This is a genomic window from Pseudomonas sp. KK18 (assembly GCF_037094675.1).
Classification (GTDB): domain Bacteria; phylum Pseudomonadota; class Gammaproteobacteria; order Pseudomonadales; family Pseudomonadaceae; genus Aquipseudomonas.
Window position 1 is genome coordinate 326,193 of sequence record NZ_CP146605.1, and the last position, 12,376, is coordinate 338,568.

10 protein-coding genes are annotated in these 12,376 nt (G+C 61.2%); 5 read left to right on the forward strand and 5 right to left on the reverse strand.

The genetic code is table 11. The annotated features are described in order from the left end of the window. Window positions 1-7: 7 nt before the first annotated feature. The 4 genes from rfbD to rfbB are packed head-to-tail and all read right to left on the reverse strand — an operon-like array spanning window position 8 to window position 3,382. Window positions 8-889, reverse strand: a complete 882-nt coding sequence (gene rfbD, locus V6607_RS01475; protein WP_134325556.1) for a dTDP-4-dehydrorhamnose reductase — start codon at window positions 887-889, stop codon at window positions 8-10. Beyond that, window positions 886-1,431: a dTDP-4-dehydrorhamnose 3,5-epimerase gene (rfbC, locus tag V6607_RS01480; RefSeq protein WP_003213229.1), complete on the reverse strand. Its 546-nt coding sequence runs from the start codon at window positions 1,429-1,431 to the stop codon at window positions 886-888. Before rfbC ends, rfbD begins: the two co-directional genes overlap by 4 nt. After that, entirely contained in the window at window positions 1,428-2,303 is an 876-nt protein-coding gene (rfbA, locus tag V6607_RS01485; RefSeq protein WP_003213231.1) for a glucose-1-phosphate thymidylyltransferase RfbA, read from the reverse strand. Before rfbA ends, rfbC begins: the two co-directional genes overlap by 4 nt. After that, window positions 2,300-3,382 (reverse strand): dTDP-glucose 4,6-dehydratase, encoded by a 1,083-nt coding sequence (rfbB, locus tag V6607_RS01490; RefSeq protein ID WP_003213232.1) that lies wholly within the window; start codon window positions 3,380-3,382, stop codon window positions 2,300-2,302. Before rfbB ends, rfbA begins: the two co-directional genes overlap by 4 nt. A 180-nt stretch (window positions 3,383-3,562) precedes the next feature. Here rfbB and V6607_RS01495 point away from each other — a divergent pair, with 180 nt between their 5' ends. The 4 genes from V6607_RS01495 to V6607_RS01510 all read left to right on the forward strand — a co-directional run bounded on the left by V6607_RS01495 (window position 3,563) and on the right by V6607_RS01510 (window position 9,045). Further along, window positions 3,563-6,472: an aminotransferase gene (locus tag V6607_RS01495; protein ID WP_134325557.1), complete on the forward strand. Its 2,910-nt coding sequence runs from the start codon at window positions 3,563-3,565 to the stop codon at window positions 6,470-6,472. Window positions 6,473-6,597: 125 nt separating this feature from the next. Beyond that, on the forward strand, window positions 6,598-7,476 hold the full coding sequence (gene aguB, locus V6607_RS01500; protein WP_134325558.1) for an N-carbamoylputrescine amidase: 879 nt from the start codon (window positions 6,598-6,600) through the stop codon (window positions 7,474-7,476). A 6-nt stretch (window positions 7,477-7,482) separates the two neighbouring features. Beyond that, window positions 7,483-8,589 carry an agmatine deiminase gene (gene aguA / locus V6607_RS01505; RefSeq protein WP_102604451.1) on the forward strand — a complete coding sequence of 369 codons (1,107 nt, stop codon included), beginning with the start codon at window positions 7,483-7,485 and terminating at the stop codon, window positions 8,587-8,589. Between the two features lie 243 nt (window positions 8,590-8,832). Beyond that, a complete protein-coding gene (locus V6607_RS01510) occupies window positions 8,833-9,045 on the forward strand; it encodes a hypothetical protein (RefSeq protein ID WP_003213240.1) in 213 nt (70 codons plus the stop codon). Window positions 9,046-9,214: 169 nt separating this feature from the next. On the opposite strand, the gene V6607_RS01515 is transcribed toward V6607_RS01510, so the two are convergent. Beyond that, window positions 9,215-11,287, reverse strand: a complete 2,073-nt coding sequence (locus V6607_RS01515) for a TonB-dependent siderophore receptor (RefSeq protein ID WP_134325559.1) — start codon at window positions 11,285-11,287, stop codon at window positions 9,215-9,217. A gap of 225 nt (window positions 11,288-11,512) precedes the next feature. On the opposite strand from V6607_RS01515, the gene V6607_RS01520 reads away from it, so the two are divergent. Continuing rightward, window positions 11,513-12,220 carry a DsbA family protein gene (locus tag V6607_RS01520; protein WP_102367902.1) on the forward strand — a complete coding sequence of 236 codons (708 nt, stop codon included), beginning with the start codon at window positions 11,513-11,515 and terminating at the stop codon, window positions 12,218-12,220. Window positions 12,221-12,376 lie beyond the last annotated feature (156 nt).

Below are 12,376 nucleotides of genomic sequence, written 5' to 3' on the forward strand. Positions count from 1 at the left end.
ATTATGCCTAGTGCTGCTCGGCAAGACACTCGCGCAATGCGTCATGCCACTGCGGTTGCGAGACATGCCATTGCTGTTGCAGGCGGCTGCAATCGAGGCGCGAGTTCAGCGGGCGCCTGGCCGGCGTTGGATAGGCGCTGGAGGGAATCGCTTCCAGCTCGGCGCAGGCACGACCGTTGGCCCGTAGTTGCTTGCCGATGGCCTGGGCAAAGCCGAACCACGAGGTCTCGCCCTGGGCCGTCAGGTGGTAGACACCCCAATCCCCGGCCTGGCCCGCCTGCCAGCGCTCGATCAGTGTACGGGTGCTGTTGGCGATGGTCCCGGCCCAGGTCGGCGCGCCGATCTGGTCGGCGACGATGCGCATCTGCGGTTTTTCCTGCAGCAGGCGTTGCATGGTCAGCAGGAAGTTCTTGCCGTGGGTCGAGTAGACCCAGCTGGTGCGCAGGATCAGGTGTTCACCGCCGACGGCCGCGATCGCCTGTTCGCCCGCCAGCTTGCTTGCGCCATAGACGCCCAGCGGGTTGGTTGCGTCGTCCTCGTTGTAGGGCGCGGCCTTGCTGCCGTCGAACACGTAGTCGGTGGAATAGTGAATCAGCGGAATGCCCAGTGCCTTGGCTTCCTCGGCAAAAATCCCGGGCGCGGTGGCGTTGATGGCGAAGGCCACGTCCGGCTCGCTCTCGGCTTGATCGACGGCCGTATGGGCGGCTGCGTTGATGATCAGGCCCGGGCGATGGGCGCGTACTTGGTCGCGGACCTGCTCGGGACGGGTCAGGTCAAGCTGGTCGCGGCCCAACACGACCAACTCGCCCAGGCCCTGGAGGCGCTGTTGCAGCTCCCGGGAGACCTGGCCGTGTTGGCCGCTGATGAGGATTTTCAACGGGCTGTTCATGGGAACAGGTCGGCTTCTTTCAGGCTTTTACCGTTCTGGTCCTTGGCGGACAAGGTTGGCGTGCCGGTCAGTTGCCAGTTGATGTTGAGGTCCGGATCGTCCCAGCGAATGCAGCGTTCTGCCGAGGGCGTGTAGTAATCCGTGGTTTTGTAGAGGAACTCGGCGTAGTCGCTGAGCACCACAAAACCATGTGCAAATCCCGGTGGAATCCACAGCTGGCGATTATTCTCCGCGGATAAATGCACGCTGGCCCATTTGCCGAAAAGTGGTGAGCCGCGACGGATATCCACCGCCACGTCCAGCACTTCACCGGCGGTTACACGCACCAGCTTGCCTTGAGCGTGTTCCACTTGGTAATGCAGGCCACGCAGCACACCCTTTTGAGAGCGCGAATGGTTGTCCTGCACAAACTCTTGTTGCAAACCGGTCGCCTGGGCGAAAGCCCGGGCGTTGAAACTTTCATAAAAAAAGCCGCGCTCATCGCCAAAAACCTTCGGCTCGATGATCAATACACCGGGCAGTTCAGTGGCGGTTACATTCATTTAGTTTCCCCAGCGAGAGTGAACAAGTACTGACCATAGCCGGTTTTGCCAAAATATTTGGCCCGTTCCAGTAAATGATCACGGTCGATCCAGCCGTTCTCGTAAGCGATTTCTTCCAGGCACGCCACTTTCAGGCCTTGGCGGTGTTCGATGGTCTGAACGTACGTCGAGGCTTCCAGCAGGCTGTCGTGGGTCCCGGTGTCCAGCCAGGCAAAGCCACGGCCGAAGCGTTCTACGTGCAGGTCGCCGCGCTGGAGGTAGGCGTTGTTGACGTCGGTGATTTCCAATTCGCCGCGCGGCGATGGCTTGACCGCCTTGGCGATCTTGATCACGTCGTTGTCGTAGAAATACAGGCCGGTCACCGCGTAGCTCGACTTTGGCTTGGCGGGTTTTTCCTCAATGGAAAGTGCGCGGCCTTCGCTGTCGAAATCGATCACGCCGAAACGCTCCGGGTCCTTCACCCAGTAACCGAACACCGTGGCACCAGATGGGCGCTCTGCAGCAGTGCGCAGTTGGTCGCCGAAATGCTGGCCGTGGAAGATGTTGTCGCCCAGGATCAGGCACACCGGATCATCGCCGATGAACTCTTCGCCAATCAAGAACGCTTGTGCCAGGCCGTCCGGCGACGGTTGTTCGGCGTAGGTAAAACGCACGCCAAACTGGCTGCCATCGCCCAGCAGGTTGCGGTATTGCGGCAGGTCTGCCGGGGTTGAGATCACGAGGATTTCCTTGATCCCGGCCAGCATCAGCACCGAGATCGGGTAGTAGATCATCGGCTTGTCATACACCGGCAGCAGTTGCTTGGAAACACCCAGTGTAATGGGGTGCAAACGGGTGCCGGAGCCACCGGCCAATACGATTCCCTTCATCATGCGATCAGATCCTTAAAGTCAGTGTTACCCAGTCGTTCACCCTGATAACTGCCGTCCTGGACCCTGCGGCACCATTCCAGGTTATCGAGGTACCACTGCACGGTTTTGCGCAGGCCGGTTTCAAAGGTTTCTTCGGGCACCCAGCCCAGCTCGCGTTCGATCTTGCTGGCGTCGATCGCGTAGCGCTGGTCGTGGCCCGGGCGATCCTTGACGAAGGTGATCAGGTCAGTGAATTTCTCCACGCCCGCCGGGCGTTGTGGCGCCAACTCTTCCAGCAGGCCGCAGATGCTGCGCACCACATCGATATTCTTCTGCTCGTTGTGACCGCCGATGTTGTAGGTCTCGCCTACCACACCTTCAGTCACCACTTTGAACAGCGCGCGGGCGTGGTCTTCGACGAACAGCCAGTCGCGCACTTGCAGGCCATCGCCGTACACCGGCAACGGTTTGCCCGCCAGGGCGTTGAGGATCACCAGCGGGATCAGCTTCTCGGGGAAGTGGAACGGGCCGTAGTTGTTCGAGCAGTTGGTCAACAGCACCGGCAGGCCGTAAGTGCGCTGCCAGGCGCGTACCAGGTGATCGGACGCGGCCTTGCTGGCCGAGTACGGCGAGCTTGGGGCGTAGGGCGTGGTTTCGGTGAACAGGTCATCGACGCCGTGCAGGTCGCCATACACTTCATCGGTGGAGATGTGGTGGAAGCGGAAGGCACTCTTGGCCGGCTCTTCCAGCTTCTGCCAATAACCGCGTGCGGCCTCCAGCAGGCTGTAGGTGCCGACGATATTGGTCTGGATAAAATCCGACGGGCCGTCGATGGAACGGTCCACATGGGACTCGGCCGCCAGGTGCATGATCGCGTGGGGCTCAAAGCGCGTCAGTATGGCGCTGACGGTGGCCTGGTCGATGATGTCGGCCTGGACGAACTCATAACGGCTATCGCTGGCGATGCTGGTCAGCGACTCAAGGTTGCCTGCGTAGGTCAGTTTGTCCAGGTTGAGCACTTCGTGCTCGGTGTGTTGAATCAGGTGCCGGATCAGAGCGGAACCGATGAATCCGGCGCCGCCGGTGATGAGAATGCGCATGTCGGAAGCCCTTTTCCTTAGACGGACATTAAGCGAATGGAGCATAGCTTGAGTTGTGGCGCGAGACGGTGCAAGGCCCGATGGCAATTTGCGTGCCGAAACACCGTATTTGCAGGGGTTGCGTAACCCCCTTCAACAATGGCGATATAGGCGCCTGATAAAAACACCAGGGGTCTTCACATGTTGCTCGCCACGTTGATTCATCGCGCCAGCCTGCCTTGCCCGCAAGTCGGGCCTGTGCCTGCGACGCAGCTACTTGAGCAGCATTACGGCCTGGGTGGGGCGTTGCAGTCCCTCGGCAGCCAGCAAGACCTCAATTACCGTATCGACAGCGAGCGTGGCCGCTTTGTGCTGAAAATCTGCCGGGGCGACTACGCCGCCGTCGAGTTGCAGGCTCAGCACGCCGCTTTGAAGCATCTGCAGGGCCATTCGGATGTACGGGTGCCCAAGGTGATCTCGTCGCTTGCTGGCCAAGAATTGCTGACCGAGACCATCGCCGGGCAAACCGTGCACCTGCGGTTGCTGGACTACATCGACGGCCAGCCGCTGACCCATCTGCCCCATCTGGGGCGCGAGGTGATCGCAGGCTTCGGCGAACTCTGCGGGCGGATGAGCCAGGCGCTGGCCGACTTCGAGCATCCGGGCCTGGAACGTACCCTGCAATGGGACCCACGCCATGCCCTTGAGCTGATCACTCATTTGCTGTCGACCCTCGAAAACCTCCCGCATCGGGCCGGGCTGGAGCGCGTGGTGGAGCAGGTCGGGCAGCGTCTGCGGCCGTTGGCCGACCGCCTGCCCTGGCAAGCCGTGCACATGGACATCACCGATGACAACGTGGTCTGGCAGCGTGATGCCCAGCGGCATTGGCAGATTGAGGGGGTGATCGATTTTGGCGACCTGGTGCGCACCTGGCGCATTGCCGACCTGTCGGTGACCTGCGCGGCGCTGCTGCATCATGCCGAGGGTGATCCGTTCGCAATCCTGCCGGCGATCCAGGCGTGCCACCGGATCACGCCGTTGCAGCGCGAAGAGTTGCAGGTGCTATGGCCGCTGATCGTCGCGCGGGCCGCGGTGTTGGTGCTGAGCAGTGAACAGCAGCAACGCCTGGACCCGGATAACGCGTACCTGTTGAAGAATGCCGAGCATGAGTGGGAAATTTTCCACGTAGCCACCTCGGTGCCCTTTGAATTGATGGAGGCGGCGATCCTGAACTGCGTCGGTGCCGAATTGCCGCCGATTGCCGGTGAAGGCTTCGCGCCTTTGTTGCCGGGGCTCGTTGGGCGTGAATTCGCGTTGATCGATCTGGGCGTGCTCAGCCCGCATTTCGAGGCCGGTAACTGGGAGCAGGAGGGCATTGATCGCCGATTGCTGGAACAAGCGGCCGTGGTCCATGGCCTGGCAGCCAGTCGTTATGGTCAATACCGTCTGTCCCGCACCCAACCCGACAGTGCCGTCGAGCCCGACACCTTCGCGCTTCACGTAGAACTGCACATGCCCTTGGGCGCCACGGTGGAAGCACCGTTCGCCGGCACCTTGGGCTATGGCGCCGAAGGCCTGCTGAGCCTGCATAGCGCCCAGTTGAGTGTTCGGTTGTGGGGCGTGAACGCCTTGTTGAAGCACGACGCCGCAGTGGTAAAAGGCCAGGTAATCGGCGACGTGGTCGCTCCGCTGACAGTACAACTGTGCCGCGCCGAGCTTGAGCCGCCGCTGTTCTGCACGCCTTCCCGGGCGCCGGCATGGCAAACGCTCTGCCCATCCCCGGCTACCTTGCTGGGGCTGGCCTGCGACGCCGAGCCGGAGCTGGACCCCGAAGCCCTGCTGGCGCGTCGGGATGCCAGCTTCGCCCGCTCGCAGAAGCACTATTACGTCGACCCGCCGCGCATCGAGCGCGGCTGGCGCAACCATTTGATCGACATGCAGGGCCGTTCCTACCTCGACATGCTCAACAACGTCGCCGTCCTCGGCCACGGTCATCCGCGCATGGCCGAGGTGGCGGCGCGGCAATGGTCGCTGCTCAACACCAACTCGCGCTTCCACTATGCGGCGATTGCCGAATTCTCCGAGCGTTTGCTGGCGCTGGCGCCGGACTCCATGGACCGGGTGTTCCTGGTCAACAGCGGCACCGAGGCCAACGACCTGGCGATTCGCCTGGCCTGGGCCTACAGCGGTGGGCGCGACATGCTCAGCGTGCTGGAGGCGTACCACGGCTGGTCGGTGGCGGCGGATGCGGTGTCGACCTCGATTGCCGACAACCCCCAGGCCTTGAGCAGCCGCCCGGACTGGGTGCACCCGGTGACCGCGCCGAATACCTATCGCGGCGAGTTTCGCGGGCAGGACAGCGCCCCCGACTACGTACGCAGCGTGGAACACAACCTGGCGAAAATCGCCGCGCAGAATCGCCAGCTGGCGGGTTTCATTTGCGAGCCGGTGTACGGCAATGCCGGCGGGATTTCTTTGCCGCCGGGATATTTGCAGCAGGTGTACGCGCTGGTTCGTGAGCAGGGCGGCGTGTGCATCGCCGACGAAGTGCAGGTGGGTTACGGCCGCATGGGGCATTTCTTCTGGGGCTTTGAAGAGCAGGGCGTAGTGCCGGACATCATCACCATGGCCAAGGGCATGGGCAATGGCCAGCCGTTGGGCGCGGTAATCACCCGCCGGGAAATCGCCGAGGCGCTGGAGGCCGAGGGTTACTTCTTCTCCTCATCGGGAGGCAGCCCGGTGAGTTGCCGGATCGGCATGGCGGTGTTGGATGTGATGGACGAAGAAAAGCTGTGGGAAAACGCCCAGGAGGTGGGCGGACACTTCAAGGCGCGGTTGGAGGCGCTGGTCGAGCAGTATCCATTGGTGGGCGCGGTGCATGGTTCCGGGTTTTACCTGGGGCTGGAATTGGTCCGCGATCGACAGACCCTGGAACCGGCCACCGAAGAGACTGCGCTGCTGTGTGACCGGCTGCGGGAGCTGGGGATCTTCATGCAGCCCACCGGCGACTACCTGAACATCCTCAAGATCAAGCCGCCGATGGTCACCTCACGGCACAGTGTGGATTTCTTCGTCGACATGCTGGCGAAGGTTCTGGAGGAAGGCTTGTAACAATAAACTCGATTGTTATCGGTAAAATTTGATCATTTTTCGATGAGCGGATATTTATTAGCTTCAAAAGCCGATTTTTATCCGCTATAAAGGCGTCCACTTGCCCGCCGCCGAGGAGATGATTCATGAGCCGTATCGTTACCGTTGCCGCGACCCAGATGGCTTGTTCCTGGGACCTTGATGCCAATCTCGAAACCGCTGAAAGGCTGGTGCGTGAGGCCGCCGCCAAGGGCGCGCAGATCATCCTGATCCAGGAACTGTTCGAGGCCCCGTACTTCTGCCAGAAGCCGAACCCGGACTACTTGCAACTGGCGACCACGGTTGAAGATAACGTCGCGATCAAGCACTTCCAGAAGGTCGCCCGGGAACTGCAGGTGGTGTTGCCCATCAGTTTCTATGAACTGGCCGGCCGCGCGCGTTTCAACAGCATTGCGATCATCGACGCTGACGGCTCCAACCTCGGGATTTATCGGAAAAGCCACATCCCGGACGGCCCGGGCTACCATGAAAAGTATTACTTCAACCCCGGCGACACCGGCTTCAAGGTGTGGAACACCCGCTATGCGAAGATCGGCGTGGGCATCTGCTGGGACCAGTGGTTCCCGGAGGCAGCACGCAGCATGGCGCTGCAAGGCGCGGAAATCCTGTTCTACCCGACCGCCATCGGCAGCGAGCCCCACGACAAGACAATTTCGTCCCGTGACCACTGGCAGCGGGTACAGCAAGGCCATGCCGGCGCCAACCTGATGCCGCTGATCGCCAGCAACCGCATCGGTAACGAAAAGCAAGACGGCTACGACATCACCTTCTACGGCTCGTCCTTCATTGCCAATCAGTTCGGCGAGAAAGTAGAAGAACTCAACGAAACCGAAGAAGGCATCCTGGTGCACCGCTTCGATCTCGATGAACTTGAACACATTCGCAGCGCCTGGGGTTCGTTCCGCGACCGCCGTCCGAACCTGTATGGTGCGCTTAAAACCCTCGACGGTTCCCTGGAGTCCTGAATCGCCATGACCACTTTGCACAGCACCCCCCGCGCCGACGGCTTCTACATGCCTGCCGAATGGGCGCCACAGACCCAGACCTGGATGATCTGGCCCGAACGCCCGGACAACTGGCGCCTGGGCGGCAAGCCGGCGCAGGCCGCCCATGTGGCGGTGGCCAAGGCCATCGCACGTTTTGAACCGGTGACCGTGGCGGTCTCGGCCGGCCAGTACGAAAACGCCCGGGCGCGCCTGGACGTGCCGAATATTCGCCTGGTGGAAATGTCCAGCGACGACGCCTGGGTCCGCGATACCGGGCCGACCTTCGTGATCAACAACAGCGGTGAAGTGCGCGGTGTGAACTGGGACTTCAACGCCTGGGGCGGTTTTGATGGTGGCTTGTACTCGCCGTGGAACCGCGACTCCCAGGTGGGCGGCAAGATCCTCGAGATCGAGCGCAGCCCGCGTTATCGCACCGAAGGGTTTGTGCTGGAAGGCGGTTCGATCCACGTCGACGGCGAAGGCACCCTGATCACCACCGAAGAATGCCTGCTTAACCGCAATCGCAACCCGCACCTGCAGCGTGAGGAAATCGAAGCGGTGCTCAGCGCCAACCTGGCGGTGGATAAGATCATCTGGTTGCCGGATGGCCTGTTCAACGACGAAACCGATGGGCATGTGGATAACTTCTGCTGCTACGTACGCCCAGGCGAAGTGTTGCTGGCCTGGACCGACGACCCGCAAGACCCGAACTATGCGCGCTGCCATGCCGCCATGGACGTACTGCAAAGCAGCACCGACGCCCAGGGCCGCTCGTTCACAGTGCATAAAATGCCGATCCCGGGGCCGCTGTACGCCACCGAGGAAGAATGCGCAGGCGTGGACCCGGTAGACGGCACCCAGGAGCGCAATCCCACCGTGCGGTTGGCCGGTTCCTACGTTAACTTCCTGATCGTCAACGGCGGCATCATCGCGCCGAGCTTCGACGACCCGCTGGACAGCCGCGCCAAGGAGATTCTGCAGAGCCTGTTCCCGCAGCATGAAGTGGTGATGGTGCCTGGCCGCGAACTGTTACTGGGGGGCGGCAACATCCACTGTCTGACCCAGCAACAGCCGGCCCCGCACAAAAACTGAGTGCACTTGTAACAGCCTGGTGCCGGGTTTACCGGCATTCGAGTGCGCCATGTTTTGCGCGCTCACGGCAAGCCCGCGGCCCGTCAGGTTCGCGGGCTTTTTTGTGTGCAAGTGCCGACAAACCGGGCACATTGGCATAGCTCTTGTATCGCTGTTGCGACACACAGCACGGTGTATGACTAAGCGGTTCTGTCATAAACCTTGAGTAAGTTAGCCGCTCATGCCGTCGGAGAGAGCGCTGAAATGAATGCCGATATCAACCTGATGTACACGCGCACGTTCCACCCTTTGCGGGTGAACGGTGACGCGATCCACGCGCTGGCGCTCTGGTTGAAGGCAAACGGTTCGAGGCAGATCAGGACGCCCGACCCGCGCCGGGTGATGAGCGAACGGTACCCGGCGGGGCTGTTCAGCGAGGACGAGGTGCAGGCGTTGTGTGAATTGATGCAAGGCTGACGGTTGTTTTCAATGTTGCACTGGACCTTGTGGTGAGGGAGCTTGCTCCCGCTGGGCTGCGCAGCAGCCCCAAAACAGATCATCGAGTTCTATCTGAAAAAACACAGTCGCCTATTTTGGGGGCGCTTCGCACCCCAGCGGGAGCAAGCTCCCTCGCCACGCAAGCCTGTTAGAAACTGTAGGTTCCGGTCACCACCAGACTGCGCGGGTCGCCGAACTGAATCTGCGCCGCACTCGTCGCTGACGCGTAGTACGTCTTGTCGCTGATATTGTTCAGCGCCGCCCGCACATCCCATTCCTTCTGCCGAAACCCGGCCAGTGCGTCCCAGCGCCCATAACCCGGCAACGCCACCGTGTTGGCGTTATCCGCATATCGCTCACCCACCAGCGTCAGCCCGGTTTCCGCGTACCAGCCCATCTCCGGTTTCCAGGTGACGAACAGGCTCGCGTTGCGCTTGGCCACGTCGCTGATGCGCTTGCCTTCAAACCCATTGTTGTCTTTCACCACCGTGGCGTCCTGCAGGCCGACGCCACCGCGCATGTACCAGTTGCCGATGATCTTGCCGGTAGCGGTCAACTCCACGCCACGGGAACGCTGCTCGCCGCTGAGCAGGGTGATGGTCGGGTCCAGCGGGTCGCGGGTGCGGCGGTTGTAGAGCTCCAGTTCATACACCGCCAGGGTGGTGCTCAGGCGGTCGTCGAGCCAGTCGCTCTTGACCCCGATCTCCTTCTGTTTGGTCAGCTCCGGGCTCAGGTCGTTGGCGTTGCCCGTGGCATTGGGCGTGATGCCGATCAGGCCGCCGCCGGTCGGCGAGAACGTCTTGCTCCACGAGGCATAGAACGAATGGTGTTCCAGCGGCGTCCAGACCAGGCCCACGCGCGGGCTGGTGCTGTGGCTCACGACCTGTTCCGAGGCGTTGGTCAGCTTGTTGGTGGACTCCACATCAAAGCGGTCATAGCGCAAACCGGCGAGCAGTTGCCATTGATCGTTCAGGCGCAGTTGGTCCTGCACATACACTCCCTGGCTTTGCGCTTCGGTGTGACTGCTGCTGAATGCCGGCAGGCGACCGTAGTGGCGCAGGTCCGGGTTGGGGTTGTACACATCCACGCTCGGCACAGCGGCGAGCGGCGCTCGATAGAGTTTCGGGTCACGGCGCTGGTTGCCCAATTCCACTCCGGTGAGCAAGCGATGCTCCAGGCCGAAGGTGGTGAAGCCGCCTTCCAGTTCGACGTTGTTGAGGATGTTGCGGGTGGTCAAGTCCTGCTGCCAGCGCTGGCGCCCGACCTTGCCGGTTTTTGGGTCGTAGCTGACGGCGTAGGTGTTATCGAAGTCGCTGTCTAGGGTGAACACGCCCAACGTATGGCGCAGTTGCCAACTGTCGTTCAGCTCATAGGCAAGCCGCGAACGCAGGGATTGGGACGTGTCGTCGATGTAATCGCGCTTGTCACCATAAGTGGTGCCGCGGCTGACATCCGCCGGCCGCCCATTGACCCCGGGAATGCCCCGGTCCGGCGTGCGGTTGTAGCGGCTGTATTCGTACTGCACCAGCCAGTTCAGGTCGGGGCTCAGTTGCCAGCTCATGGACGGCGCAAACAGTTGGCGATTGCCGCTGACGCCGTCGCGGAAACTGTTGTTGTCCTGGTTGCCCATGTTCAGGCGCAGGCTGATGGTATCGGTGGGGTCGGTGCTGAGGTCGGCGTACAGGCTGCGCAAATCATTGCTTCCGCCCTGGGCCTCGATGCTGGAGGCGCGACCGGCCTGGGGCAGCTTGCTCACACGGTTGACGATGCCGCCCTGGCCGCCGCGGCCGTACAACACGGCTGCCGGGCCTTTGAGCACCTCGATGCGTTCGATGTTGTGCAGGTCGCGCACGTATTGGCTGTCGTCGCGAACGCCGTCCAGGTAGAAATCGTTGCTGGCGTCGAAGCCGCGGATGCGCAGGCTGTCGAACCGTGTGTCGGCGCCGCTGCTGACGTTGGGTATACCGCTCAAGGCCTGGCCCAGGTCATTGGTGCCGTAGGAACGCAGGTTGTCGGTTTTTACCGAGTCGATGGCCTGGGGCACATAACGCACGGGTGTGGCGGTGCGGGTGGCGGTGCTGGTCTCCTTGACGCGCGGGTCGTCCTCGTCAGCTTCGGCGCTCACGGAGGTTTCCGGCAGGACAGTGGCAGCGCAGGTAAATCCGGCAGACAGCAGAACAGAGAGCCCAAGGGTCATGGGCGTCAGGCGAAGGGCAGGCATCGGGGTGTGTCCAAAAAGGTTGGCAGAATAAAAGCGCGTTAATGGTAATGCTTACTATTTGCGCAGGTTATCTATTCCTAGGCGGACCTTTCTGAAAAATGTTACGGCGTATGTTTTTCAAGGGTATTCGACCGATTCTCGAAACAGTCTGAAAGCCGATCCGGGGTTTTTCCCAATTGTGCGTAAGACTAATCTGCCTGGCATCAATATCCATTGGAGCCCGTCATGTCGGCAGCCACACTTCACTACATTTACGACCCGCTGTGCGGCTGGTGTTACGGCGCCGAGCCGCTGCTGAGCGCCGCCCGGAGCGTGTTATCGATCCAGTTGCATGGCGGCGGCATGATGACCGGCGCGAATCGCCAATCCGTATCGCCGCAGTTGCGTGACTACGTAATGCCCCACGACCGGCGCATCGCCGAGTACACCGGGCAACCGTTTGGCGAAGCGTATTTCGAAGGTTTGTTGCGGGACCACGGTGCGGTGTTCGATTCAGCCCCGCCGACCAGCGCCGTGCTGGCGGCAGAAAAAATCGCCGGTCGAGGCCTGGAACTGCTGGCGCGTTTGCAAACGGCGCACTACGTCGAAGGTCGCCGAATTGCCGATAAGGACGTGCTGCTGACCCTGGCCGAATCCATTGGTTTGGATCCCCAAGCCTTCACCGCCGCTTTCAGTGAAATCCTTGGCGCAGCAACCCAAGCGCACATCAATGACAGCCGCCAATGGCTGGCAAAAGTCGGCGGCCAGGGCTTCCCCACGCTGGCCCTGGAGCAGAATGGGCAACTGCAATTGCTCGATATCAGCCCCTGGTTGGGCAAGCCAGAAGCCTTCGTTGAGTGGCTGAGACAAAGAGTCGCAATTTCGATTCAACCCACCCAATCGAGTGCACCAATGTGTGGCCTGCAAGGGTGTGCAGATCCAGGAAGCGCTTGATAGAGCCTTGCGCAATGATGGCTATTTAATGTTTCTTAGACTTTTTTAGCCTAAATACAGAAGATTCACGAAATTGACACACAGTAAAGGGCGCGGATAGGATTCGCCCCAACGCCTGTGGCTAACCGCCATGACTTCCCCAATAAAAAAAGGCCC

Bases quoted from the DNA above. Each gene is read 5' to 3' on its own strand.
- rfbD (WP_134325556.1), bottom strand. From the start codon at position 889: ATGAACAGCCCGTTGAAAATCCTCATCAGCGGCCAACACGGCCAGGTC.
- rfbC (WP_003213229.1), bottom strand. From the start codon at position 1,431: ATGAATGTAACCGCCACTGAACTGCCCGGTGTATTGATCATCGAGCCG.
- rfbA (WP_003213231.1), bottom strand. From the start codon at position 2,303: ATGATGAAGGGAATCGTATTGGCCGGTGGCTCCGGCACCCGTTTGCAC.
- rfbB (WP_003213232.1), bottom strand. From the start codon at position 3,382: ATGCGCATTCTCATCACCGGCGGCGCCGGATTCATCGGTTCCGCTCTG.
- V6607_RS01495 (WP_134325557.1), top strand. From the start codon at position 3,563: ATGTTGCTCGCCACGTTGATTCATCGCGCCAGCCTGCCTTGCCCGCAA.
- aguB (WP_134325558.1), top strand. From the start codon at position 6,598: ATGAGCCGTATCGTTACCGTTGCCGCGACCCAGATGGCTTGTTCCTGG.
- aguA (WP_102604451.1), top strand. From the start codon at position 7,483: ATGACCACTTTGCACAGCACCCCCCGCGCCGACGGCTTCTACATGCCT.
- V6607_RS01510 (WP_003213240.1), top strand. From the start codon at position 8,833: ATGAATGCCGATATCAACCTGATGTACACGCGCACGTTCCACCCTTTG.
- V6607_RS01515 (WP_134325559.1), bottom strand. From the start codon at position 11,287: ATGCCTGCCCTTCGCCTGACGCCCATGACCCTTGGGCTCTCTGTTCTG.
- V6607_RS01520 (WP_102367902.1), top strand. From the start codon at position 11,513: ATGTCGGCAGCCACACTTCACTACATTTACGACCCGCTGTGCGGCTGG.